The sequence below is a fragment of the Streptomyces xanthii genome (assembly GCF_014621695.1).
In the GTDB taxonomy this organism is placed as follows: Bacteria; Actinomycetota; Actinomycetes; order Streptomycetales; family Streptomycetaceae; genus Streptomyces; species Streptomyces xanthii.
Genome location: NZ_CP061281.1, coordinates 5466945 through 5490856 on the forward strand (window position 1 = coordinate 5466945; position 23912 = coordinate 5490856).

Consider the following 23912-nt stretch of genomic DNA (forward strand, 5'->3'; position numbering starts at 1 on the left):
CTACGGCTGAGATTCGACGTCGGCGAGCCGTCCGAGAATCAGCGCGATGCGCAGGGTGAACGCCGAGCGGACATCAGAGGGCGACCACCCGGTGACGTCGGTCACACGTCGGAGCCGGTAGCGAACGGTGTTGGGGTGCACGAACAGCATCCGTGCCGCGCCCTCCAGACTGCTCGCCTGTTCCAGATAGACACTGAGCGTCTCCAGGAGCGCCGAGCCCGCTTCCTCCAGCGGTCTGTAGATCTCCTCCACCAGCTGCTCGCGCGCCGCCGGGTCTCCCGCGATCGCGCGCTCCGGCAGCAGATCGTCCGCGAGGACGGGGCGCGGCGCGTCCTGCCAGGCCCCGCAGGCCTTGAGGCCGGCGGCCGCGGCCTGCGCGGACCGGGTGGCCGCCAGCAGGTCGGGCACCACGGGCCCGGCGACCACGGCACCGGCCGCGAACGGGCCGATCAGCGACTTGGCGACGGCCAGCGGATTGTCGCTGCCGCCCGCGATGACGACGAGGCGGTCGCCGAGCACCCCGGTCAGGACCTGCAGCTTCGCGTGCCGCGAGGCCCGCCGGATCGCCTCCACGGTCAGCTCGCTGTCCCCGTCGGGGGCGGTGCCGAGGACGACGCACACGTGCTCCGGGGAGTTCCAGCCGAGCGCCGCGGCGCGGCTGACGGCGCCCTCGTCGGCCTCGCCGGACAGCACCGCGTTCACCACGAGGGACTCCAGGCGCGCGTCCCACGCGCCCCGGGCCTCCGCGGCCTGTGCGTACACCTGGGCGGTCGCGAAGGCGATCTCGCGCGCGTAGACGAGCAGCGCCTCGCGCAGCACGCTCTCGTCGCCCGGCGCGGCCACCTCGTCGATGGCCGACTCCATGACCTCGATGGTGGTGCGCACCATCTCCACGGTCTGGCGCAGGGTGATCGCCCGGGTCAGCTCGCGCGGGGCCGTGCCGAACACGTCGGTGGAGATGGCCTGCGGGGCGTCCGGGTGCCGGAACCACTCGGTGAACGCGGCGATGCCGGCCTGGGCGACCAGACCGATCCACGACCGGTTCTCCGGCGGCATGGCCCGGTACCAGGGCAGCATCTCGTCCATGCGCGTGATCGCCTGCGCGGCGAGCGCTCCGGACGACTTCTCCAGACGCTTCAGGGTCGCCTCGTGGGAGTGAGGCGCCGCAGGGGCTTCCGGGTGGCGGTCCGCCGGTTCGTTCGATGAGGGCTGCGCTGATTCCGATTGGGGCACGGGACAAGACTGCCTTATCAGGGCGGCCCGGCGGAGTGGAGGGTCCTGCCGGACTTCGGTACGGGCCGCGGACGCCGGGCTACCGTGGAGGCGTGAGAGACATACGCAGGGCGGGCGAGCGCTATCCGGGAGGCGAGCCCGAGGCCGGAATCGAGTCCCGCCACGCGTTCTCCTTCGGCCCGCACTACGACCCGGACAACCTGCGCTTCGGCGCGATCCTGGCCTGCAACGAGGAGCGGCTCGGACCCGGCGCCGGCTTCTCCGAGCATCCGCACAGCCACACCGAGATCATCACCTGGGTCGTGCGCGGCGAGCTGACCCACCGCGACTCGGCGGGCCACGAGACGGTCGTGCGGCCCGGCGACGTGCAGCACCTCAGCTCCGGCGGCGGCGTCCGGCACGTCGAGCGCAACGACTCGACCAGCGCGCCGCTCACCTTCCTGCAGATGTGGCTGGCGCCCCGCGACCCCGGCGGCGAGCCCCGCTACGAGGTGGTGCGCGGCATCGCCGACTCCACCCCGTACGACGTACCGGAGGCGGGCGCGCTGCTGCACGTGCGGCGCCTGGCCGCGGGCGAGCGCACCCGGCTGCCCGCGGCCCCGTACGTCTACGTCCACGTGGTGGACGGCGAAGTGATGCTCGGGGACGCGGAGTTGGCGCCGGGCGACGCCGCGCGCCTCACCGACGAGGACGGCCCGGAGGCGCTGGCGACGACACCGGCCCAGCTGCTGGTCTGGGAGATGACCTAGGGCGGTCAGAGCTCGGCGAGCACGGCGTCCGTGAAGGGCGGCCACACCTCGGCCGCCCACGGGCCGAACGCGCGGTCCGTGAGCGCGACGCACGCCACGCCCGCCGCCGGGTCGACCCACAGGAACGTGCCGGACTGGCCGAAGTGGCCGAAGGTGCGCGGCGAGGACGAACCGCCGGTCCAGTGCGGCGACTTGTGGTCCCGGATCTCGAAACCGAGCCCCCAGTCGTTGGGGTTCTGGTGCCCGTACCCCGGCAGGACGCCCTTCGTGCCCGGGTACTGCACGGTCATCGCCTCGGCGACGGTGCGCGGGTCGAGCAGGCGCGGCGCCTGCACCTCGGCGGCGAAGCGCACGAGGTCGGCGACGGTCGACACCCCGTCCTTGGCCGGCGACCCCTCCAGCGAGCTGTCTTTCATGCCCAGCGGCTCGAACACGGCCTGCCGCAGATAGTCCGCGAACGGGATCTCGGTCGCCTTCGCGATGTGGTCCCCGAGCACCTCGAACCCGGCGTTCGAGTACAGCCGCCGGGTGCCCGGCGCCGAGGTCACCCGGTGCTCGTCGAAGGCGAGCCCGCTGGTGTGCGCGAGCAGGTGCCGCACGGTCGACCCCTCGGGCCCGGCCGGCTCGTCCAGCTCCACGGCCCCCTCCTCGTACGCGACGAGGGCGGCGTAGGCGGCGAGCGGCTTGGTCACCGAGGCCAGCGGGAACCGGTGCTCCGTCGGCCCGTGGCTGCCCAGGACGCTTCCGTCGGCACGTACGACGGCCGCGGCGGCGGTGGGCACCGGCCAGTTCTCGATCAAGGCGAGGCTCTCCATGCCCACGAGCCTAAAGCGTGAGCCGCATGGCGGGAGCGGGGGTCCGCTCGAAGCCGAGGGAGGCGTACAGCGGCTCGCCGGACGCGGTCGCGAGCAGGTCGATCCGGGGCACGCCGCGCTCCCGGTACCAGCCGAGCAGCGCCTCCAGGCAGTGGCGGGAGTAGCCGCGGCGGCGGTGCCCGGGATCCGTGCAGACGTTGAAGACGTGACCGGAGAGGCCCGCGGGGTTCCCGGGACCGCCCAGGCCCTGGTGCACGCTGCCCGCCGCGCAGGCGGCCAGCGTCCCGGAACCGTCCGGGGCGTCCACCACGAACGCGGCCAACTCCCCGTCGGGGGAGGCGAGGTGACGGCGCAGGGTGGTGAGGGCGGCCGGCTGCCAGCCCACGTCCCGGCTCGGGCTCATCGCGTCGAGCATGATCTTGCGGAGCCGGACGAGTTCTTCGGCGTCCTCGGGGACGGCACGGCGGACGAGAGACATGACCGGCACCGTAACGACGCCCGGTCGGGTTGTCGTGCGCGTTTCGGCGCGGAGCCGGGCGGCGCGTGTCGCCGGATGCTTGCCTGGAGTGCGCTCGAAGGTTCTAGCGTGGGGTCATGACGGTGATGGAGACCACGCCCGAATCCACCCAGACCAAGGTCGACGTCTGTGCCTCGGCGCCGGAGGGGCATCCGCGGCCCGACGGCCAGGACCGCTACACCATCAGCGAGGTCGTCGCCTGCACGGGACTGACCGCGCACACCCTGCGCTGGTACGAGCGGATCGGGCTGCTGCCCGACGTCGACCGCTCGCACACCGGGCAGCGCCGCTACAGCAACCGCGACCTCGACTGGCTCGCCTTCGTCGGCAAACTGCGGCTCACCGGGATGCCGGTGGCCCACATGGTCCGGTACGCGGAGCTCGTACGGCTCGGCGAGCACACCTTCGACGAGCGCCGGGAACTGCTGGAGTCGACCCGCCGGGACGTGCTGAACCGGATCGCCGAGCTCCAGGACACCCTCGCCGTCCTCGACTTCAAGATCGACCTGTACGGCAGGGGGAACGGCTGACGCGGGTCACAGCTCCGCGAGGAGCTCCGCCTTCTTCGAGGAGAACTCCGCGTCCGTGACCAGCCCCGCCTGGTGCAGCTCGCCGAGATGCCGGATCCGGTCGGCGATGTCCGCCGGGTCGCGCCGGGCGGGCGGCGCCCCGGACGGGCTCGCCGAGCGCACGGCGGCCAGCACGGACGCGGCGAACGGCAGCGACTCGTGGACCGGACCGTAGCCGAGCCCGAAGACGACCGCGGCCGGGTCCTGGTCGGCCTGCCCGGGCCGCTCGTCGAGCCCCGCGTCCCGCGGCACGAGGCGCAGATGCCCCTCGAACAGCTCGGGGGAGCGCCACTCGACCCCGCTCAGCTCGCTGACCGGGAAGGTCTTGTCGCCCGCCTTCCACTTCGCGGAGGACGCGCCCGTCCAGAACCAGCGGAACGACACCGCGGCGCCGTCGAAGGTGGCCTTGCCGTCGTACGCCTTGAAGTGGAGCGGCGCCTTCGGGGGATCGACCAGGAAGTCGGCCGCGGCCGACCCGTCGTCGAGGAGCCGCGCCCGCAGCTCGTCCGCGTAGTACTCGGCAAGCGTCTCCCGCTCCGCGGGCAGCACGAGGCGATAGGGGTCGCACCCCTCCTTGAGCTGCCCGGCCGCCGCGTCCATCAGCGGGTCGGCACCCGGTCGTGGCACCGCCTGCAGCACGACGGTGCCGCGCTTGCCCGGCGTCAGCGTCACCCCCGTGATCGCTTCCAGCGGGATACGGCGCTCGCCGAGTGCCTGGAGCAGCCTCGGCGTGCGGATCCCCCGTTCGAAGCGGATGAGCACGGAGTCGGACGCGAACTCCCAGGCGGCATGAAATCCGGCCAGTACGTCACCCATGCGGCTCATCGTATGCGGCACGCGTCCCTCCGTCGCCTGTCGCGTCGGACCACTGTTCCACCGCTCTCTACGCGCGTCGGAAGGCGCCGGCACCGGAAAATCACTTCCGGCAGCCCTCGTTCCCGTCGGCACAGCTCACCGATCGGTACGCGCCAGTCCCGATCTCCGCGAAGTTCCGCAGGCTCTCCGTGCCGGGCACGAAGTACCCGGTGTGCCCCTGGGCGTCGCCGGCCGCGAAGACCCGCGCGCCGAAGCCCGACGCGACCGGGTCGGCGCCGTGGCCGAGGCCGCCGAGCTCCATGTTCGGGACGTCCGCGATCCAGTCGTCCTTGTCGCGGGTGGCCCACACGCGGGCCTTGGTGCCGAGGCCCGAGGCGTGCGCGGCCCGCATCCCGGGGCTGCCGGCCACCGCGATGTCGCTGACCCGTGAGGGCAGGCCGCGTGCCGCGACCCCGCAGACGACGGAGCCGTAGCTGTGGCAGTACAGGGCGACCGAGGAGCGGCCGGGCAGCCCGCGCAGCATCGCGTTGAGCCGCACCGCCCCGTCGTCCGCCCGCATCGAGGTCGCCGCGTCGACGCCGAGCCCGGCCGGGGCCGTGTAGTCGGCCCAGGCGATGACGGCGGTCCGGGCCGTCGGATCGGCCTCGCGCTCGGCCGCGTACAGCGAGCGGGCCATGCCGACGGGGGCGGAGTACTTGCGGGCGGTGCGCTGGAACGTCAGCACCGTCGTGTCGACGCCGGGCACCACGACGGAGACCCGGCGGGCCGTGTCGAGGTCGCCGAAGACCTCGGCGACCCGGCCGGTGCCCATGGGGTCGAAGGCGAGGATCTTGCGGTCGGGCCGGGCCAGCAGCGCGAAGCGCTTCATGCGCTCCTTGGCGTCGGCGTGACCGACCGCGGACAGGCGGTTGTCGTGGATGCGGCCGCGTTCGACCTCGCGCGCCTTGTCGAGCGCGATCCGGTTGGCGCGGTAGCGCAGGGAGACGGGCGCGCCGTTCATGTTGCCGACCGCGAGGGGATAGCGGTCGGCGAGCAGGCCGCGCTGGTGGGGGGTGAGCGAGGCGAAGAAGTGCGCGAGGCGGGTGGGGGAGCCGTCGGGCGCGGGCAGGGCGTGTCCGTTCAGCCGGCCGTGCTCCCAGGAGGAGAGCGCGGTCCGCAGCGGGGAGTCGGCTCCCCGGTGGTGACGCACCGCCGTCCAGCCGGTGGTCGCCAGCATGATGAACACGACGGCCAGAGCGAGCAGCGCGCGCCAGACGTTGAGTTGGGGGGAGGAGTCGAAGGAAGTCACTGCGGGACACCCTAGGAGAAGCGCGTCGCGCTCCGTGCAGCGGGTGAGGCAGATCACGTTTCCGGGGGTGTATTTGGGTAAAACCGGGCGTAGTTGCTGTCAGGGCCTCACGTTGCGTAGGGGCGCCGTGTCACGCGTCGTCACCGCGCCATCGCGCCCCGAGCGCGGGACCGAGCTGGTCGAGGCAGGACTCGGTGAGCGCCCTGATCGCCTCCACGCTCATGTCCTCGCCGGCGCCCCACAGCCGCCCGGTGAGCCGCATCACGCCGCTGAACGCGGCCACCGCCACGCGCGGCCGGGGGTCGGCGTCGACGTCGACGCCCTCGCGCTCGGCGATCACCCGCGCGACCTGCTCCTCCAGCTCGACGGAGCGGCGCAGATGCGCGGCGAGCAGGGCGGGCGTCGACTCGATCATCCGGTAGGCGCGCATGTGGAGTTCGACCGGGATGACCTCCGCGATCGAGCGGTTCAGGTCGTCCCAGGTGCCGAGGACCGTGCCGCGCAGCGCCTCCAAGGGGCCCTCGTGCGCGGGCCGTTCGCGCAGGGCGGCGACGTAGCGCGACTCCACCATCTCCTGGACGGCGAAGGCGGCCTCCTCCTTGTTCGCGAAGTAGCGGAAGAAGGTGCGCTGGGAGACCTCGCAGCGCTCGGCGATCTCGTCGACGGTCGTCCGCTCGTACCCCTGGGTCGTGTACAGCTCGAGCGCGGCTCGCAGCAGCGCGTCCCGGGTGCGCGCCTTCTTGAGTTCACGCAGGTTCAATCCGGCCGCCCTGGTCGTCTCTCCGGCTGTTCTCGCAGTTCAGCATAGTGTGAGCGACCTGACAGTTACCGACTTGTGAAATGCTTTGTCAACTGTCAGAGGCTGTCACTAGCGTGTCCCGCATGACTAGTCGGATCACCATCGACAAGGCGGACCGGATACCGGAACCCGCCGCGGCGCCGGACCCCGCACCGGCCAGGGGGCTGCGGGGGCACCCCTGGCTGACCCTGTTCGCCGTCGCGATCGGCGTCATGATGGTCGCCCTCGACGGCACCATCGTCGCCATCGCCAACCCGGTCATCCAGGACAAGCTCGACGCGAGCTTCGCCGACGTCCAGTGGATCACCAACGGCTATTTCCTCGCCCTCGCGGTCACCCTGATCACCGCGGGCAAGCTCGGCGACCGCTTCGGTCACCGGCAGACCTTCCTCATCGGCGTGGTCGGCTTCGCCGCCGCGTCCGGCGCCATCGGACTGTCCGACAGCATCGCGTTCGTCATCACGTTCCGCGTCTTCCAGGGCCTGTTCGGCGCGCTCCTCATGCCCGCCGCGCTCGGCCTGCTGCGCGCCACGTTCCCGGCCGAGAAGCTGAACATGGCGATCGGCATCTGGGGCATGGTGATCGGCGCCTCCACCGCGGGCGGCCCGATCCTCGGCGGTGTGCTCGTCGAGCACGTCAGCTGGCAGTCGGTGTTCTTCATCAACGTGCCGGTCGGCGTGATCGCCCTCGTCCTCGGCCTGTTCATCCTGCTCGACCACCGCGCGCAGAACGCGCCGCGCTCCTTCGACGTCCTGGGCATCCTGCTGCTCTCCGGCGCGATGTTCTGTCTCGTCTGGGCCCTCATCAAGGCCCCGACCTGGGGCTGGGGCGACGGCCTCACCTGGGCGTTCATCGCCGGCTCCGTGCTCTGCTTCCTGCTGTTCGCGGTGTGGGAGAACTTCGTCTCCGAGCCGCTCATCCCGCTCGGCCTGTTCCGCTCGGTGGCGCTGTCCGCCGGTGTGGTCCTGATGGTCCTCATGGCCATCGCCTTCATGGGCGGCCTGTTCTTCGTGACGTTCTACCTCCAGAACGTGCACGGGATGAGCCCGATCGACAGCGGTCTGCACCTGCTGCCGCTCACCGGCATGATGATCGTCGGTTCCCCGCTGGCCGGAGCCCTGATCACCAAGGCCGGCCCGCGCATCCCGCTCGCCGGCGGCATGGCGCTCACCGCGATCGCCATGTACGGCATGTCGACGCTGGAGCCGGGCACCGGCAGCGGCGTCATGTCCGTCTGGTTCGCCCTGCTCGGTCTGGGCCTCGCCCCGGTCATGGTCGGCGCCACCGAGGTCATCGTGGGCAACGCGCCGATGGAGCTGTCCGGTGTCGCCGGCGGACTCCAGCAGGCCGCCATGCAGATCGGCGGCAGCCTCGGCACGGCCGTCCTCGGCGCCGTCATGGCCTCCAAGGTCGACAGCGACCTGCCGGGCAACTGGGCGGCGGCCAAGCTCCCCGAGCTCCCGCCCGCCCAGCTCGACCAGGTCTCCGAAGCGGTCCAGGTCGGCGTCGCCCCGGTCCCGCCGGGCACCCCGGCCCCGGTCGCCGCGCAGATCACGCAGGTCGCGCACGACACGTTCATGTCCGGGATGGGTCTGGCCTGCCTGGTGGCCGCCGCCGTCGCCGCCTTCGCGGTGCTGGTCGCGCTCCTCACCAAGCGCGGCGAGAACGCCGAGGCGGGAGCCGGCGCGGCCCACATCTGACCGCGCCCCGCGTCAAGCCCCCAGGGTTCTCCCTGGGGGCTTTCGCTTATCCGGGTGACGCACCCGGCCGGCCCCTTCCCCGAAGTCGATCAAGGCCGCCAGAGTCGGCCCGGCAACTGATCGGCACACCAAGGGGGTTGACCCATGCGTACATCCACGACCGCGCTCACCGTCTCCGCGCTCGCCCTGGCCGCCACGGCCCTCACCGGCGGCCCGGCCACGGCGGCGGCCCCGCCCGCGCTCGGCGCCTGCGCCAAGGGCGAGCTCTGCCTCTGGTCGAAGCAGGACTTCAAGGGCGCCCGGCACGTCTACGAACTGTCCGGCACCGACATCGAGAGCTGCACCGCGCTGCCACCGGGCGTCAGCGCGTCCTCCCTCGCCAACCGCACGGGCCGCCCCGTGACCACGTACCAGTCCGCGTCCTGCGCCGAGACCGGAGAGTTCCAGACCTACCCCGGCAGCGGCACGTACGAGCCCGAAAGCCCGTACCGAGTACGGGCTTTCAAAATCTGGGAGAACTGAGGTCCGTAGCTGTCTGCGGCCCCGGTGGGGGCGGGCCGCGCAGTTCCCCGCGCCCCTGGAGATGCGCACTTCGTGCGTGATCTCCATCGGGGCGGTGCCCCGTCGGGGAAATGCGACGCGAAGCGTCTGCATTTCAGGGGCGCGGGGAACTGCGCGAGAAGCCCCACCGGCCCGCAGCCGACAACGCGAAGCTCCCCGCACCGACCCGTCAAGCCCTACGCGTCGCCACCCGCCGAACCCGGATCGGCAGCCGTGACGTCCAGCAGCTGATACCGGTCGATCGCCTGCTTCAGCACGGAGCGATCGACCTTCCCGTCCCGCGCCAGCTCCGTGAGCACCGCCACGACGACGGACTGCGCGTCGATGTGGAAGTACCGCCGCGCCGCCCCCCGCGTGTCGGCGAACCCGAACCCGTCCGCCCCCAGGGACTGGTACGTACCCGGCACCCACCGCGAGATCTGGTCCGGCACCGACCGCATCCAGTCCGAGACCGCGACGAACGGCCCCTGCGCCCCGGACAGCTTCCGCGTGACGTACGGGACGCGCTGCTCCTCCTCCGGGTGCAGCAGGTTGTGCCGCTCCACCTCGACGGCCTCGCGCCGCAGCTCGTTCCAGGAGGTCGCGGACCAGACGTCGGCCCGCACGTTCCACTCCTCCGCGAGGATCCGCTGCGCCTCCAGCGCCCACGGCACGCCGACACCGGACGCCATGATCTGCGCCGGGATCGTGCCGGCGGAGCCGGCGCTGATGCGGTGGATGCCCTTGAGGATGCCCTCGACGTCCACGTCGTCCGGCTCCGCGGGCTGCTGGATCGGCTCGTTGTAGACGGTCAGGTAGTAGAAGACGTCCTCGCCGGGCCTGCCGTCGGCCGTCGGCCCGTACATGCGGCGCAGACCGTCCTGGACGATGTGCGCGATCTCGTACCCGTACGCCGGGTCGTAGGCCACGCACGCCGGGTTGGTCGAGGCGAGCAGCTGGGAGTGGCCGTCCGCGTGCTGGAGGCCCTCACCGGTCAGCGTGGTGCGGCCGGCCGTCGCGCCGAGCACGAAGCCGCGGGACAGCTGGTCGGCCATCTGCCAGAACTGGTCGCCGGTGCGCTGGAAGCCGAACATCGAGTAGAAGACGTAGACCGGGATCAGCGGCTCGCCGTGCGTCGCGTAGGCCGAGCCCGCCGCGATCAGCGAGGCCGTGCAGCCCGCCTCCGAGATGCCGTCGTGCAGCATCTGCCCGGTCGGCGACTCCTTGTACGCGAGCAGCAGCTCGCGGTCCACGGACTCGTACTGCTGGCCGAGCGGGTTGTAGATCTTCGCGCTCGGGAAGAACGCGTCCATGCCGAATGTGCGGTACTCGTCGGGCGCGATCAGCACGAACCGCTTGCCGATCTCCTTGTCCCGCATCAGGTCCTTGAGGAGCCGGACGAAGGCCATGGTCGTCGCGATGGACTGCTGGCCCGAGCCCTTCTTCACGTTCGCGTAGGTCTTGTCGTCCGGCAGCTGGAGCGGCTTCGCCCGCACCACGCGCGTCGGCACGTACCCGCCGAGCGACTGCCGGCGGTCGTGCATGTACTGGATCTCCTCCGACTTGCGGCCCGGGTGGTAGTACGGCGGCAGGCCGTCCTCGAGCTGCTTGTCGGTGATCGGCAGGTGCAGCCGGTCGCGGAAGCCCTTCAGGTCGTCGACCGTGAGCTTCTTCATCTGGTGCGTCGCGTTGCGGCCCTCGAAGTTCGGGCCGAGCGTCCAGCCCTTGACGGTCTGCGCCAGGATGACCGTCGGCTGCCCCTTGTGCTCCTTGGCGGCCGTCATCGCGGCGAAGATCTTCCGGTGGTCGTGGCCACCGCGCCCCAGGTGCAGGATCTCCTTGTCGGACATGTTCTCGACCATGGCGCGCAGCCGGTGGTCGTCGCCGAAGAAGTGCTCGCGGATGTACGCGCCGGTCTCGGTGGCGTACGTCTGGAACTGGCCGTCCGGCGTCGTGTTGAGCCGGTTGACCAGCGTGCCGTCGCGGTCCTGCGCCAGCAGCGGGTCCCAACTGCGGTCCCAGACCAGCTTGATGACGTTCCATCCGGCGCCGCGGAACTGCGACTCCAGCTCCTGGATGATCTTGCCGTTGCCGCGCACCGGGCCGTCGAGCCGCTGCAGGTTGCAGTTGACGACGAAGGTCAGGTTGTCGAGGCCCTCGCGGGCCGCGATCGACAGCTGGCCGAGCGACTCCGGCTCGTCCATCTCGCCGTCGCCGAGGAAGGCCCACACATGCGACTTGGAGGTGTCGGCGATGCCGCGCGCCTCCATGTAGCGGTTCATCCGGGCCTGGAAGATCGCACCGAGCGGGCCGAGGCCCATCGACACGGTCGGGAACTCCCAGAAGTCCGGCATCAGGCGCGGGTGCGGGTACGAGGACAGGCCGTTGGGCGCCTTCGAGTGCTCCTGGCGGAAGCCGTCGAGCTGGTCCTCGGTGAGCCGGTCCAGGAGGTAGGCGCGGGCGTAGATGCCGGGCGAGGCGTGCCCCTGGAAGAAGACCTGGTCACCGCCGTCGCCCTCGTCCTTGCCGCGGAAGAAGTGGTTGAAGCCCACGTCGTACAGGGAGGCCGAGGACGCGAAGGTGGCGATGTGGCCGCCGACGCCCACCCCCGGGCGCTGCGCGCGGGACACCATCACCGCGGCGTTCCACCGCGTCGCGTTGAGGACCTTGCGCTCGATCTCCTCGTTGCCGGGGAAGTACGGCTCGTCCTTGGTCGCGATCGTGTTGATGTAGTCCGTGCTGCGCATCTCGGGCACGGCCACGCGCTTCTCGCGGGCCCGCTCGATGAGCCGGAGCATCAGGTACCGGGCCCGCTCCCGGCCGCGTTCGTCGACCGCGGCGTCCAGGGAGTCGAGCCACTCCTGGGTCTCTTCTGGATCGAAGTCCGGGACCTGGCTGGGAAGACCGCCAATGATGATCGGGTTGCGATCGGATCCGGAAGCCACGCTGTTCCCTCACTGTCGGTGATGCCACTGTTCCACTGTCGGTTTGCGCCGAGTCCATCGTGGACCTTGGAAACCGAATCGTCATCTCTACCGCGAGGTATTCGCGGTGCCGCGAACAAATCGCAACGATACGCTCAAGCTGGTGTGGCATAGATCACGAACCGGCGGGGATCCTTGACTGAGGTTGGGGTGAGACGGCCCGGAACGTCACCGTTTAGGCGGTCTCGGCAGCCGGGTACTTGCGCGATCCGTCGCGCACGTGTGGACTACGGCCAACGCTTCGCGCGTGCGCGAGGCTCTGGGGACACCCAGACAACCCAAGAACTTTCGTAAACATGATCAGGAGGCAATCCGTGAGCGCGACCGCGGACCACGCGGAGAAGAACCTTGCCGAGAGGCTCGGTTTCCAGCCCGACCAGGTGGTCCAGGAGATCGGCTACGACGACGACGTCGATCAGGAGCTCCGCGAGAGCATCGAGGAAGTCATCGGCTCCGAGCTCGTCGACGAGGACTACGACGACGTGGCTGACGCCGTGGTGCTCTGGTTCCGTGAGGACGACGGGGACCTTACCGATGCGCTGGTGGATGCCATCGCGTACATGGAGGAAGGCGGCTCCATCCTGCTCCTGACGCCGAAGACGGGCCGTGACGGCTACGTCGAGCCCAGCGAGATCGGGGAGGCCGCCACCACCGCCGGTCTCACCGCCGCCAAGAGCGTCAGCGCCGGCAAGGACTGGACCGGCAGCCGGCTGGCCACGCCGAAGGCGGCCGCCAAGAAGCGCTGAGCCGGCCCGGCGAACGGGACCAGAAGAGAAGGGCCCCCGGGGGCGCGCACCGTCGCGCCCCCGGGGGCCTCACCCGTTCCCGGAGCCCGCGCCACGCGCCGAACCCCCCGCCAACTACGCTGAACCCACCCGAACAGCCCCACCGAGAGGAAGCTTCACCATGGCGATCGCCGTCGGCACCAAGGCTCCGGACTTCGAGCTCAAGAACCAGCACGGCGAGACCGTGAAGCTCTCGGACTTCCGGGGCGAGAAGAACGTGGTGCTGCTCTTCTACCCGTTCGCCTTCACCGGGGTCTGCACCGGCGAGCTCTGCGCCCTGCGCGACGAGCTGCCCAAGTTCGTCAACGACGACGTGCAGCTGCTCGCCGTCTCCAACGACTCCCCGTTCTCCCTGCGGGTCTTCGCCGAGCAGGAGGGCCTCGAGTACCCGCTGCTCAGCGACTTCTGGCCGCACGGCGAGGCCTCCCGCGCCTACGGCGTCTTCGACGAGGAGAAGGGCTGCGCGGTGCGCGGCACCTTCATCATCGACAAGGAGGGCGTCGTCCAGTGGACCGTCGTCAACGCGCTGCCCGACGCGCGTGACCTGAACGAGTACGTCCGGGCGATCGACGCGCTCTGAGCCGCGCCCGAGCGCGGTCGAGGGGGCGACACCCTGCGGGAACTCTCGCGGGGTACGGGAACCCCTCACTAGGATCCAGACGTTGATCCGATGCCAGACGCACTACGGGGGCTCCCCGCCCCTCAGACCACAGGGAGGACTCGTGGGAGTCAGCCTCAGCAAGGGCGGCAACGTATCGCTGAGCAAGGAGGCTCCGGGCCTCACGGCGGTCGTCGTGGGCCTCGGTTGGGACGTCCGTACCACGACGGGTACGGACTTCGACCTCGACGCCAGCGCCATTCTGACGAACGCCGAGGGCAAGGTACGCAACGACCAGGACTTCGTGTTCTTCAACAACCTGAAGAGCGCGGACGGCTCGGTCGAGCACACCGGTGACAACCTGACCGGTGAGGGCGAGGGCGACGACGAGCAGGTCAAGGTCAACCTCGCGGCCGTGCCCGCCGACGTCGACAAGATCGTGTTCCCGGTCTCGATCTACGACGCCGAGAACCGACAGCAGTCCTTCGGACAGGTGCGCAACGCGTTCATCCGCGTCGTGAACCAGACGGGCGGCGCCGAGATCGCCCGTTACGACCTCTCCGAGGACGCCTCGACGGAGACCGCCATGGTCTTCGGCGAGCTGTACCGCAACGGGGCGGAGTGGAAGTTCCGCGCCGTCGGCCAGGGGTATGCCTCGGGTCTGCGCGGCATCGCGCAGGACTTCGGCGTCAACGTCTGAGCGGACCACCACCACCCAGACACCGTCCGGCGCCGCACTCCAGCAGTGCGGCGCCGGACGCGCTCGACCACAGCACCGTTCCACATCGGGGAGGACCACGATCATGGGCGTCACGCTCGCCAAGGGGGGCAATGTCTCCCTCTCCAAGGCCGCACCGAATCTGGCCCAGGTCCTGGTGGGCCTCGGCTGGGACGCGCGTTCCACCACGGGAGCCGACTTCGACCTGGACGCCAGCGCACTGCTGTGCAGCGGCGGCCGCGTCATGGGCGACGAGTGGTTCATCTTCTACAACCAGCTCACCAGCCCCGACGGCTCGGTCGAGCACACCGGCGACAACCTGACCGGTGAGGGCGACGGCGACGACGAGTCGATCATCATCGACCTTTCCCGCGTTCCGGCCGGCTGCGACAAGATCGTTTTTCCGGTGTCCATTCACGACGCGGACAACAGGGGCCAGACCTTCGGCCAGGTCAGCAATGCGTTCATCCGCGTGGTGAATCAGGCGGACGGTCAGGAACTGGCGCGCTACGACCTTTCCGAGGACGCCTCCACGGAGACGGCGATGATCTTCGGCGAGGTGTACCGGTACGGCGGCGAGTGGAAGTTCCGTGCGGTCGGTCAGGGGTACGCGTCCGGGCTGCGGGGCATCGCTCTAGACTTCGGAGTCAATGTTTCGTAAAGCCGTGCGCGGAGCGGGGGAGCCCCGTACAACCAGCACGGGGAAACCCGTACACACGATGGGGTAGCCAGTGGTTCTGAAAACCTTCGGCTGGTCGTTCGCGATCACCGTGCTCGGTTTGATCGCGGCGGTGTTCTACGACGGATGGACAGCCTTCGGGGTCGTCGCGATTCTCGCGGTCCTGGAGATCTCTCTGTCCTTCGACAACGCGGTCGTCAACGCCGGGATCCTGAAGAAGATGAATGCCTTCTGGCAGAAGATCTTCCTCACGATCGGCGTGCTCATCGCCGTCTTCGGCATGCGCCTCGTCTTCCCCGTCGTCATCGTCGCGATCAGCGCCAAGATGGGCCCGATCGAGGCCGTCGACCTGGCCTTCAACCAGCCCGACCGCTATCAGCAGCTGGTCACGGACGCGCACCCGTCCATCGCCGCCTTCGGTGGCATGTTCCTGCTGATGATCTTCCTCGACTTCATCTTCGAGGAGCGGGACATCCAGTGGCTGCGCTGGATCGAGCGGCCGCTGGCCAAGCTCGGCAAGGTCGACATGCTCTCGGTCTGCATCGCGCTGATCGTCCTGCTCGTCGCCTCCCTGACCGTCGCGCTCAACGCGCACCAGCACGGCGGCGCCCACGTCGACAAGCAGGCCACCGTCCTCCTCGCGGGCGTCGGCGGCCTCATCACGTACCTGATCGTCGGCGGCCTCTCCAGCTTCTTCGAGAACCGCCTGGAGGAGGAGGAAGAGCGCGAGCACGAGGAGGAGGAGCGCGCCGCACGCGAGGGCAAGCCCAAGTCCGCGGTGCTGCTGGCCGGCCAGGCCGCGTTCTTCATGTTCCTCTACCTCGAGGTCCTCGACGCGTCCTTCTCCTTCGACGGCGTCATCGGTGCCTTCGCGATCACCAACGACATCGTCCTCATGGCGCTCGGCCTCGGCATCGGCGCCATGTACGTCCGGTCGCTCACGGTCTACCTGGTCCGCCAGGGCACCCTGGACGACTACGTGTACCTGGAGCACGGCGCGCACTACGCGATCGGCGCCCTCGCCGTGATCCTCCTGGTCACCATCCAGTACGAGATCCACGAGATCATCACCGGTCTCGTCGGTGTCGTCCTGATCGCCTGGTCCTTCTTCTCGTCGGTGCGGCGCAACAAGCGCCTCGCGGCCGAGGAGGGCGGCAGCACGGACAAAGCCGAGGTGACGTCCGGGGTTTGACCCGGGGGTCATTTCTGGAACGCTCTGGACGGGGCGGCCGTACGAGGACGAGTCCTCCGCGGCCGCCCCGTCGGCATGTGGAGGACCACTGAATCTGGGGGCGGAGATGTCCTTCTGGGACCGGTTGTGGAGCGGGCGCTCGGCGCAGTTCGACTTCGACTCGGGCAGCGCCGCGACCAACGCGATCGAGCTGACCAAGCGGCACCCCGCGGTCTCCCTGTCCAAGCAGGGCGCCGCGACCGGCAACCTGCGCGTGAACCTGTCCTGGCGGATGCGCACCACGGACCTCGGCGGGCCGGAGCGCAGCAGCCTGCTGCGCCATCCGTCCCGCATGTTCAAGCCGGACGTCGTCCAGGCGCACACCCAGTCGATGGTCAACGTCGACCTGGACCTCGGCTGCCTGTACGAGCTGAAGGACGGCGACAAGGGCGTCGTCCAGCCGCTGGGCAGCTTCTTCGGGGACCTGAACGCGCCGCCGTACGTGAAGCTCAGCGGGGACGACCGGTTCGGCTCGGCGTCGGGCGAGACGATCTACGTCAATCTCGACCACCGCGACGCCATCAAACGCCTGCTGGTGTTCGTCTACATCTACGACCAGACGCCGGCGTTCGACCGTACCCACGCCATCGTCACGCTGTACCCGAGCAACGGGCCGCGCATCGAGATCAGCCTCGACGAGCGCGCCCCGCAGGCCCGCTCCTGCGCCGTCGTCTCCATCGAGAACGTCAAGGGCGACCTCGTCGTACGGCGCGAGGTGAAGTTCGTGTACGGATTCCAGTCCGAGCTGGACCGGCTGTACGGCTGGGGCCTGCAGTGGGGCCGGGGCTACAAGCCCAAGGTGGGCGAGCGCCCCTGAGCGAGGCGCCCGCCCCGGGTCACCGCCCGATGAACTGGGGGCCCTGCGGCGGCATGCGGAACGCCGGGTCCGCAGCCCCGGCCGCGGCCGCCACCGGCTGCGGATAGCCGTACGCGGGCTGCGAGGGCGGCGCCGGCTGCGTCGCCGGGGCCGGCGGATACCCGTAGCCCGGAGAGTGCTGCGGAGGCACCGGGAAGGCAGGGGAGGGCGGCGGCTGGTGCGAGACCTGCGCCGTCGTCACGGACTCGGAGGACACCGGGGCCGGCGGGGCCACCGGGGCCGTGACCGGGGTGGCCGAGGCCGGCGGGGCCTGCGGGGCGGGCTCCGGCTCCGGCTCGGGACCCGCGGCCTCGTCGACCAGGATGCCGAAGTCCGTGGCGAGCCCGACCAGACCGCTGGAGTAGCCCTCACCCACCGCGCGCAGCCGCCAGCCGCCGTCCCGCCGGTACAGCTCGGCGCAGATCAGCGCGGTCTCGGCGCCCGTCTCCGGCTTGATGTCGAAGTACGCGAGCGGCTCGGCACCCTCGCCCGCCGCCGCGTCGTAGACGCTCATCCGCAGGCCCGGCACCTGGTCGAAGCTGACGCCGTCGTCCGGGGACGCCGTCAGCAGGACCCGGGAGATCTCCGGGGGTATCCCCGCCAGGTCCGCCTGGATCGTGTCCGTCATCCCGTCGGGGACCCGCTTCTGACCGAGCCGCCAGACCTTCCCCGAAGGGTGGCGCGGCTGGTTGTAGAAGACGAAGTCGTCGTCGGAGCGGACCCGGCCGTTCTGGCCGAGCAGCAGCGCCGACGCGTCCACCGGCGGCACGTCCTGCCCCGGGGACCACCGGAGCACGGCGCGCACCGCCGTGGCGTCGAGCGGGATGTTCGCCCCCTTGAGCATCGCGTGCGTCATGCGGTCATCCTGCCCTCCCGGCCCCGGCCCGGACAATGCGGGGCCCCGTCATCGCCTGCGCACGACCCTGCACACACCGTCCGGAAGGACGTGTACGACATGCGTGGGTTACCTGAATTTCATGGCACACGGGAACCCTTGACACACGTTTGTACGTACTATTACCGGCCACCTCTTGTCAGCTCGGCACAGTCCGTGCAGCACCTCTCTGCCACCACACCAACGGGAAATCATCGGGGGACTCACATGCGTCATTTCGGGCACATAGCCCCTGAGGTGCGGGAACGGCTGTTTCACGAGGAGCCGCGCGCCTTCTCGGCCGACTCCTCGCCCCGGCTCCTCGCGGCCGCGCTCGGCGCCACGCTCTACAGCCCGGCAACCCGCCCCCGGCTCGCCGACGACGTGCTCAAGCAGGCCGGCCGCGGCGTCGTGTCCATGGTGCTGTGCCTGGAGGACTCGATCGACGACGCCGAGGTCGCCGGCGCCGAGGACAACCTGGTCCGCCAGTTCGCCGACCTGCACACACGCGTCACGGACGGCGCCGCCGAACCCCCACTGCTCTTCATCAGGGTCCGCACCCCCGAGCAGATCACCGGCCTCGCCGACCGGCTCGGCGCCTCCGTCGCGCTGCTGTCCGGATTCGTACTGCCGAAGTTCACCGAGGAGCGCGGCGTCCCCTTCCTGGAGGCGCTCACCGCCGCCGAGGCGGCCACGGGCCGGCGGCTCTTCGCCATGCCCGTCCTGGAGTCCCCCGAACTGCTGCACCTGGAGACCCGCACCGAGACGCTCGCCGGCATCTCCCGCACCGTCGACAAGTACCGCGACCGCGTCCTCGCCCTGCGCCTCGGCGTCACCGACTTCTGCTCCGCGTACGGGCTGCGCCGGCCGCCGGACATGACCGCGTACGACGTCCAGATCGTGGCCTCCGTCATCGGCGACGTCGTCAACCGGCTCGGCCGCTCCGACGGCACCGGCTTCACCGTGACCGGACCCGTCTGGGAGTACTTCCGCCACCAGGAGCGCATGTTCAAGCCGCAGCTGCGCCGCAGCCCCTTCCTGGAGGTCCGGGCCGACGAGCTGCGCCAGGCCCTCATCCAGCACGACATGGACGGCCTGCTGCGCGAGATCGAACTCGACCGGGCCAACGGGCTGCAGGGCAAGACCTGCATCCACCCCTCGCACGTCCTGCCCGTGCACGCGCTGTCTGTGGTCAGCCACGAGGAGTACAGCGACGCCCGGGACATCCTGCGCCCCGAGCGCGACGGCGGCGGCGTCATGCGCTCCGCGTACACGAACAAGATGAACGAGGTGAAGCCGCACCGCGCCTGGGCCGAGCGCACGCTCCAGCGCGCCGAAGCCTTCGGCGTGGCCCGCGAGGACGTCGGCTTCGTGGAACTCCTGGCGGCGGGCCTGCCCGCATGAGCCGTACGACGAACGTGGAAGGAAACGGGAACGACGTGGTGTGGACGGGTACCTGGGTCGCCGAGCGGCTCGGCGTCGAGCTGAACGGCGTGGAGCGCGACGGTGAGCGGCGGCTGACGGAGCTGCTCGGCCTCGCGCTGCGCCGCAACCCCAAGCGGGCCCATCTGCTCGTGTCGAACGTGCTGGGCAAGCACGTCCCGCAGCGCCCCTCCGTGGTCCGGGCCGCGGGCCACGACCTGGGCGTACGCGTCCGCGCGCTGCTCGGCGACGCGCAGGCCGCCCGCGCCGTCGTGCTCGGCTACGCGGAGACCGCGACCGGCCTCGGCCACGCCGTCGCCGACGGCATCGACCTGGCCCCCTACCTGCACTCCACGCGCCGCCCCGTCGAGGGCGTCGCCCGCGCCGGCGGCTTCGAGGAGTCCCACTCCCACGCCACCTCGCACCTGCTGCTCCCCGAGGACCCCGCCCTCCTCGCCGGCGACGGACCGCTCGTCCTCGTCGACGACGAGTTCTCCACGGGCAACACGGTCCTCAACACGATCCGCGCCCTGCACGAACTGCACGCCCGCGACCACTACGTCATCGTCGCGCTCGTCGACATGCGCTCGCCCGGCGACCAGGGCCGCCTCGACGCGTTCGCCGGCGAGATCGGCGCCCGCGTCGACCTCGTCGCCGCCGCCCGCGGCACGGTCGCCCTGCCCGACGGCGTGCTGGAGAAGGGCCAGGCCCTCGTCGAGGAGCACGAGGGCGCCGACGCGCCCCCGCGCCGGAGCGAGCGCGGCGAGATCGTCCGCGTCACCGGGCTCGGCTGGCCGGCCGGCGTGCCCGACGGCGGCCGGCACGGCTTCACGCCCGCGCACCGCGCCGCCCTGGAGGCCGCGCTGCCCGCCATGGCCGCGCGCATCGCCCCCCACATCGAGGGCCGCACCCTCGTCCTCGGCAACGAGGAACTGATGTACGCCCCGCTGCGCCTGGCCACCGCCCTGGAGGACACCGGCGCCGACCTCGCGTACTCCACCACCACCCGCTCGCCCGTCCTCGCCGTCGACGACCCCGGCTACGCGATCCGCACCCGCCTCGTCTTCCCCGCGCACGACGACCCGGCCGACGGCCCCGGCGACCGCTTCGCGTACAACGTGGCGGGCGGCGGCTTCGACACCGTCGTCGTCTGCCTCGACTCCGCCGGCGACACCCCCGGGCTGAGCGCGCCCGGTGGCCTCCTCGACCGCGTCGCCGAGCACACCGCCCGCGTCGTGGTCGTCGTCATCCCCTCCTACGTGCCCGCGTCCGCGACCGCGCCCGAAAGGCCCCCCATGTCCCTGCCCGAGCCGCTGCGCGGCCCCGCCTTCTCCTCGTACGCCCCGGACGAGGTCGGCTGGCTGCTCCAGGACCTCTCGGACGTGACCCTGGAGGCGCCCACCGAGGAGCGCGAGGAGGCCATCCAGAGCGGCGGCGCGCACTACGCGGAGTCGCTGCCCGTCGAGTACCAGCCCAGCGAGCAGTACCAGGAGCTGTTCCACGCCGCGCTCGACACCTCCGCCGGGCGCATCGCCCGGGCCGTCGGCGTCGTCACCGAGACCGTGCTCGCCGAGCGCCCCGGCCGGCGCCCCGTCCTCGTCTCGCTGGCCCGCGCCGGCACGCCCGTCGGCGTGCTCATGCGCCGCTGGGCCGCGCACCGGCACGACCTCGACCTCCCGCACTACGCCGTCTCCATCGTCCGCGGCCGCGGCATCGACGCCAACGCGCTGCGCTGGCTCGCCGCCCACCACGACCCGCGCGACGTCGTCTTCGTCGACGGCTGGACCGGCAAGGGCGCCATCACCCGCGAACTCGCCGCGGCGATACGGGAGTTCGAGGCGTCCGGGGGCGCGGCCGGCTTCGACCCGGAGATCGCGGTGCTCGCCGACCCCGGCTCCTGCGTGCGCACCTACGGCACCCGCGAGGACTTCCTCATCCCCTCCGCCTGCCTCAACTCGACCGTGTCCGGGCTGATATCGCGCACCGTGCTGCGCGCCGACCTGGTGGGGCCCGAGGACTTCCACGGGGCGAAGTTCTACCGGGAGCTGGCCGGCGCGGACGTCTCCGGCGCGTTCCTCGACGCGGTCGCCGCACGCTTCGACGACGTCACGGACGCGGTGGACCTCGCCGTCAAGGAGCTCCTGGAGGCCGACCGCACACCCACCTGGGAGGGCTGGGCCGCCGTCGAGCGGATCAGCGAGGAGTACGGCATCCACGACGTGAACCTGGTCAAGCCCGGAGTCGGTGAGACGACCCGGGTGCTGCTGCGCCGCGTGCCGTGGAAGATCCTGGCCCGCGCGGACGCCGGAGCGGACCTCGACCACGTGCGCCTGCTCGCCGAGCAGCGCGGCGTCCCGGTCGAGACCGTGGACGAACTGCCGTACAGCTGCGTCGGATTGATCCACCCGCGGTTCACGCGCGGGGCGACGGGTGCGGACGGCAAGGCGGTGGCGTCGAAGTGAGCGCGGGGAGTTCTGCCATGGGTGCGAGCGCGGGTGTCTCGGTCGTCGCGAGCGACCTCGACCGTACGTTGATCTACTCGGCCGGGGCCCTCGGGCTCACGATGCCCGACGCGCAGGCCCCGCGACTGCTCTGCGTCGAGGTCTACGAGAGCAAGCCGCTGTCCTACGTCACGCAGGACGCGGCCGGACTGCTGGCCGAGCTGGGCCGGCGGTCCGTGTTCGTGCCGACGACCACGCGGACGCGGGAGCAGTACGGGCGGATCCGGCTGCCCGGGCCCGTGCCGAAGTACGCGATCACCGCGAACGGCGGGCACCTGCTGGTCGACGGCGTCTCCGACCCCGACTGGCGGGCGGCCGTGGGGGAGCGGCTGGAGCACGAGTGCGCGCCGCTCGCCGAGGTGCGGGAGCGGATGGTGGCGGCCGCCGATCCGCAGTGGCTGCTCAAGGAGCGGGTCGCCGAGGACCTGTTCGCGTACCTGGTCGTGGACCGGGCGCGGCTGCCCGAGGGCTGGGTCAAGGAGCTCGGGGCGTGGGCGGAGGAGCTCGGCTGGTCCGTCTCCCTGCAGGGACGCAAGGTCTACGCCGTGCCGAAGCCGCTCACCAAGGGCGCGGCCGTACGGGAGGTCGCCCGGCGGGTCGGCGCCGGGCGGGTGCTCGGGGCGGGGGACTCGTTGCTGGACGCGGATCTTCTCGGCGCGGTGGACCTGGGCTGGCGCCCCGACCACGGCGAACTCGCGGACCTGGGCTGGACGGCCCCCCACGTGACCCCTCTCCCGGACCGAGGAGTCCTGGCCGGCGAATCAATCCTCCGAGCCTTCCTGAACGAACTCTGACCCACCCGGCGCCGGAGCCGGTCCACGCCCCGTCGCCGGGGACCGAATCGCACCCCAGGCGCGGGCGGGGTTGCGCGCCCGTGCCTGTGCCCGCGCCCATGCCCGCGCGTCGTACCCGTACCCGTGCCTGTGCCTGTATCCGCGCCCTGGCCCAGCCCCGCTCCCACCCGCCCGCCCCCTCCGGGGGCGTCGGCCCGGCACCGGGGCGCGGCACTGGACGGATCAGCGGCTCCGCCGAGGGCGCGATCAAGGCGAGGGCAGATGCGCCCCGTCAGGGGCGCGGGGAATTGCGCGATCAGCCACGACGGCGCGGTAGTCGGCGACGATCGTCCGCCCCGGCGGCGCCTCGGTAGCCGAGGCCGACCAACCCCGGTGGGGCGGGCGAGGCTCGTTGGCCAGGGTGCGCTCGGGGCGCCGGACAATGCGACGGCGCTCAGAGGGGGCCCACAACGCCGTAGGCTGTCCGCATGCCTCGTTATGAATACCGGTGCCGCGAGTGCGGGGAGCTGTTCGAGCTGGCTCGGCCGATGGCTGAGTCGTCGGCTCCGGCGAGCTGCCCCGCGGGCCACTCGGACACGGTCAAGCTCCTGTCGACCGTCGCGATGACCGGCGGCGCCGGACGCGCCCCCGCCCCCAGCGCCGCAGGCGGCGGTTGCTGCGGAGGCGGTTGCTGCGGCTAGGGCCTAGGGCCTTTCTTTCGGATCAGGCTGGGCTCGCGGGGCGTGGCACGCGCATCTGCGGCGTTGTCGTCGGTTGCCAACTCCCCCAAGCTCTCGGCTTCGCTCGAGCAGGGGGGACCCCCATCGCGTTGTCGCCCTCCTCCGCCTTGCAGCTGCACGCACCACGCCCCGCTCCCTGATCCAGCCTGATCCGAAAGAAAGGCCCTAGAGCTCGTCGGGGCGGTGGCGGGCCTGCCAGTACGGGTTGTCGTGCGGCAGCCCCCCGCTGACCCGCCCGTACATGCCGAAGAACATCAGCAGCAGCCCGACGACAAAGCTGAACAGCACGTTCTGCATCTTGAACGCCAGGAAGTTTGCACCGGTGTCGAGCAGGGCCAGGTTCACGAAGCCGCTGAGGATGAACAGGACGCCCAGCGTCATGTTCAGGGTCGACGCGAAGTTGCCGCCGACGACCATGCCGGCGAACAGCAGCAGGCCGACGCAGATGGACAGCACGCTGAGCGCGCCGTTCGTGTTGAGGCCCGCGACGGTGTCACCTCCCGTGTCGAAGAAGCCGATCCTGTCGATGAGGCCGAGGATGCCGAAGGCCAGCAGGACGAGACCCATGAGACCCGCCCCGGCGCGGTAGACCTGGCTGAGCCGGTGATCGACGGGCAGGTGCTCGTCCAGCCTGACGCGCCGCCGGGATCGTGGGTGGAGTACTTGCGTGGCCGCCATGATCGCCTCGCCTCCTCGCGCGTACGTACTCCAAGGATCCGCCCGCC

23 protein-coding genes are annotated in these 23912 nt (G+C 71.1%); 14 read left to right on the plus strand and 9 right to left on the minus strand.

The annotated features are described in order from the left end of the window. Entirely contained in the window at positions 1–1233 is a 1233-nt protein-coding gene (locus IAG42_RS24595; protein WP_188339131.1) for a PucR family transcriptional regulator, read from the minus strand. 92 nt (positions 1234–1325) lie between these two features. On the opposite strand from IAG42_RS24595, the gene IAG42_RS24600 reads away from it, so the two are divergent. Beyond that, positions 1326–1982, plus strand: a complete 657-nt coding sequence (locus IAG42_RS24600) for a pirin family protein (protein WP_223206148.1) — start codon at positions 1326–1328, stop codon at positions 1980–1982. Positions 1983–1987: 5 nt separating this feature from the next. Here the strand turns inward: IAG42_RS24600 and IAG42_RS24605 are convergent, their stop codons facing one another. After that, entirely contained in the window at positions 1988–2803 is an 816-nt protein-coding gene (locus tag IAG42_RS24605) for a serine hydrolase domain-containing protein (RefSeq protein WP_188339133.1), read from the minus strand. Between the two features lie 4 nt (positions 2804–2807). Next, positions 2808–3275 carry a GNAT family N-acetyltransferase gene (locus tag IAG42_RS24610; protein WP_188339134.1) on the minus strand — a complete coding sequence of 156 codons (468 nt, stop codon included), beginning with the start codon at positions 3273–3275 and terminating at the stop codon, positions 2808–2810. A 116-nt stretch (positions 3276–3391) separates the two neighbouring features. Between IAG42_RS24610 and IAG42_RS24615 the strand changes: the two genes are divergently transcribed. Next, on the plus strand, positions 3392–3844 hold the full coding sequence (locus IAG42_RS24615) for a MerR family transcriptional regulator (RefSeq protein ID WP_188339135.1): 453 nt from the start codon (positions 3392–3394) through the stop codon (positions 3842–3844). 6 nt (positions 3845–3850) lie between these two features. Here the strand turns inward: IAG42_RS24615 and IAG42_RS24620 are convergent, their stop codons facing one another. From IAG42_RS24620 to IAG42_RS24630, 3 genes are all read right to left on the minus strand, one after another. Continuing rightward, positions 3851–4708, minus strand: a complete 858-nt coding sequence (locus IAG42_RS24620; protein ID WP_188341580.1) for a DUF4429 domain-containing protein — start codon at positions 4706–4708, stop codon at positions 3851–3853. 91 nt (positions 4709–4799) lie between these two features. Continuing rightward, complete coding sequence (locus tag IAG42_RS24625) at positions 4800–5987, minus strand: alpha/beta hydrolase (protein ID WP_188339136.1); 1188 nt, start codon at positions 5985–5987, stop codon at positions 4800–4802. A gap of 130 nt (positions 5988–6117) precedes the next feature. Then, entirely contained in the window at positions 6118–6747 is a 630-nt protein-coding gene (locus IAG42_RS24630) for a TetR/AcrR family transcriptional regulator (protein ID WP_449657189.1), read from the minus strand. A 122-nt stretch (positions 6748–6869) separates the two neighbouring features. Between IAG42_RS24630 and IAG42_RS24635 the strand changes: the two genes are divergently transcribed. Continuing rightward, positions 6870–8486, plus strand: a complete 1617-nt coding sequence (locus IAG42_RS24635) for an MFS transporter (RefSeq protein WP_188339137.1) — start codon at positions 6870–6872, stop codon at positions 8484–8486. A 144-nt stretch (positions 8487–8630) separates the two neighbouring features. Further along, positions 8631–9008 carry a peptidase inhibitor family I36 protein gene (locus IAG42_RS24640; RefSeq protein WP_188339138.1) on the plus strand — a complete coding sequence of 126 codons (378 nt, stop codon included), beginning with the start codon at positions 8631–8633 and terminating at the stop codon, positions 9006–9008. A gap of 215 nt (positions 9009–9223) precedes the next feature. Here the strand turns inward: IAG42_RS24640 and aceE are convergent, their stop codons facing one another. After that, positions 9224–11971 (minus strand): pyruvate dehydrogenase (acetyl-transferring), homodimeric type, encoded by a 2748-nt coding sequence (gene aceE, locus IAG42_RS24645; RefSeq protein WP_188339139.1) that lies wholly within the window; start codon positions 11969–11971, stop codon positions 9224–9226. Between the two features lie 353 nt (positions 11972–12324). Here aceE and IAG42_RS24650 point away from each other — a divergent pair, with 353 nt between their 5' ends. From IAG42_RS24650 to IAG42_RS24675, 6 genes are all read left to right on the plus strand, one after another. Beyond that, a complete protein-coding gene (locus IAG42_RS24650; RefSeq protein ID WP_188339140.1) occupies positions 12325–12756 on the plus strand; it encodes a DUF3052 domain-containing protein in 432 nt (143 codons plus the stop codon). A gap of 160 nt (positions 12757–12916) precedes the next feature. Then, positions 12917–13375: a peroxiredoxin gene (locus tag IAG42_RS24655; RefSeq protein WP_188339141.1), complete on the plus strand. Its 459-nt coding sequence runs from the start codon at positions 12917–12919 to the stop codon at positions 13373–13375. A gap of 142 nt (positions 13376–13517) precedes the next feature. Next, the gene (locus IAG42_RS24660; RefSeq protein ID WP_188339142.1) at positions 13518–14093 is read left to right on the plus strand and encodes a TerD family protein; all 576 of its coding nucleotides are present in this window, start codon (positions 13518–13520) and stop codon (positions 14091–14093) included. Positions 14094–14196: 103 nt separating this feature from the next. Beyond that, entirely contained in the window at positions 14197–14772 is a 576-nt protein-coding gene (locus tag IAG42_RS24665; protein WP_188339143.1) for a TerD family protein, read from the plus strand. Between the two features lie 70 nt (positions 14773–14842). Then, a complete protein-coding gene (locus IAG42_RS24670) occupies positions 14843–15982 on the plus strand; it encodes a DUF475 domain-containing protein (RefSeq protein ID WP_188339144.1) in 1140 nt (379 codons plus the stop codon). Between the two features lie 106 nt (positions 15983–16088). Beyond that, positions 16089–16838 (plus strand): TerD family protein, encoded by a 750-nt coding sequence (locus IAG42_RS24675; protein WP_188339145.1) that lies wholly within the window; start codon positions 16089–16091, stop codon positions 16836–16838. 19 nt (positions 16839–16857) lie between these two features. Here the strand turns inward: IAG42_RS24675 and IAG42_RS24680 are convergent, their stop codons facing one another. Continuing rightward, positions 16858–17733 (minus strand): TerD family protein, encoded by an 876-nt coding sequence (locus tag IAG42_RS24680; RefSeq protein ID WP_188339146.1) that lies wholly within the window; start codon positions 17731–17733, stop codon positions 16858–16860. Between the two features lie 246 nt (positions 17734–17979). On the opposite strand from IAG42_RS24680, the gene IAG42_RS24685 reads away from it, so the two are divergent. From IAG42_RS24685 to IAG42_RS24700, 4 genes are all read left to right on the plus strand, one after another. After that, positions 17980–19155, plus strand: a complete 1176-nt coding sequence (locus tag IAG42_RS24685) for an HpcH/HpaI aldolase/citrate lyase family protein (protein ID WP_188339147.1) — start codon at positions 17980–17982, stop codon at positions 19153–19155. After that, positions 19152–21635, plus strand: a complete 2484-nt coding sequence (locus IAG42_RS24690) for a phosphoribosyltransferase (RefSeq protein WP_188339148.1) — start codon at positions 19152–19154, stop codon at positions 21633–21635. The genes IAG42_RS24685 and IAG42_RS24690 overlap by 4 nt, the downstream gene beginning before the upstream one ends. 17 nt (positions 21636–21652) lie before the next feature. Next, entirely contained in the window at positions 21653–22468 is an 816-nt protein-coding gene (locus IAG42_RS24695; protein WP_188339149.1) for an HAD family hydrolase, read from the plus strand. A 467-nt stretch (positions 22469–22935) separates the two neighbouring features. Then, entirely contained in the window at positions 22936–23148 is a 213-nt protein-coding gene (locus tag IAG42_RS24700; RefSeq protein WP_188339150.1) for an FmdB family zinc ribbon protein, read from the plus strand. Positions 23149–23352: 204 nt separating this feature from the next. Here IAG42_RS24700 and IAG42_RS24705 read toward each other — a convergent pair whose 3' ends face one another. Then, positions 23353–23865 carry a DUF4383 domain-containing protein gene (locus IAG42_RS24705; RefSeq protein ID WP_188339151.1) on the minus strand — a complete coding sequence of 171 codons (513 nt, stop codon included), beginning with the start codon at positions 23863–23865 and terminating at the stop codon, positions 23353–23355. Between the last annotated feature and the right edge of the window lie 47 nt (positions 23866–23912).

Coding starts and splice junctions, on each gene's coding strand:
- IAG42_RS24610 (WP_188339134.1), bottom strand. CDS start 3,275: ATGTCTCTCGTCCGCCGTGCCGTCCCCGAGGACGCCGAAGAACTCGTC.
- IAG42_RS24615 (WP_188339135.1), top strand. CDS start 3,392: ATGACGGTGATGGAGACCACGCCCGAATCCACCCAGACCAAGGTCGAC.
- IAG42_RS24620 (WP_188341580.1), bottom strand. CDS start 4,708: ATGAGCCGCATGGGTGACGTACTGGCCGGATTTCATGCCGCCTGGGAG.
- IAG42_RS24635 (WP_188339137.1), top strand. CDS start 6,870: ATGACTAGTCGGATCACCATCGACAAGGCGGACCGGATACCGGAACCC.
- IAG42_RS24640 (WP_188339138.1), top strand. CDS start 8,631: ATGCGTACATCCACGACCGCGCTCACCGTCTCCGCGCTCGCCCTGGCC.
- IAG42_RS24655 (WP_188339141.1), top strand. CDS start 12,917: ATGGCGATCGCCGTCGGCACCAAGGCTCCGGACTTCGAGCTCAAGAAC.
- IAG42_RS24665 (WP_188339143.1), top strand. CDS start 14,197: ATGGGCGTCACGCTCGCCAAGGGGGGCAATGTCTCCCTCTCCAAGGCC.
- IAG42_RS24675 (WP_188339145.1), top strand. CDS start 16,089: ATGTCCTTCTGGGACCGGTTGTGGAGCGGGCGCTCGGCGCAGTTCGAC.
- IAG42_RS24680 (WP_188339146.1), bottom strand. CDS start 17,733: ATGACGCACGCGATGCTCAAGGGGGCGAACATCCCGCTCGACGCCACG.
- IAG42_RS24685 (WP_188339147.1), top strand. CDS start 17,980: ATGCGTCATTTCGGGCACATAGCCCCTGAGGTGCGGGAACGGCTGTTT.
- IAG42_RS24690 (WP_188339148.1), top strand. CDS start 19,152: ATGAGCCGTACGACGAACGTGGAAGGAAACGGGAACGACGTGGTGTGG.
- IAG42_RS24695 (WP_188339149.1), top strand. CDS start 21,653: ATGGGTGCGAGCGCGGGTGTCTCGGTCGTCGCGAGCGACCTCGACCGT.
- IAG42_RS24700 (WP_188339150.1), top strand. CDS start 22,936: ATGCCTCGTTATGAATACCGGTGCCGCGAGTGCGGGGAGCTGTTCGAG.
- IAG42_RS24705 (WP_188339151.1), bottom strand. CDS start 23,865: ATGGCGGCCACGCAAGTACTCCACCCACGATCCCGGCGGCGCGTCAGG.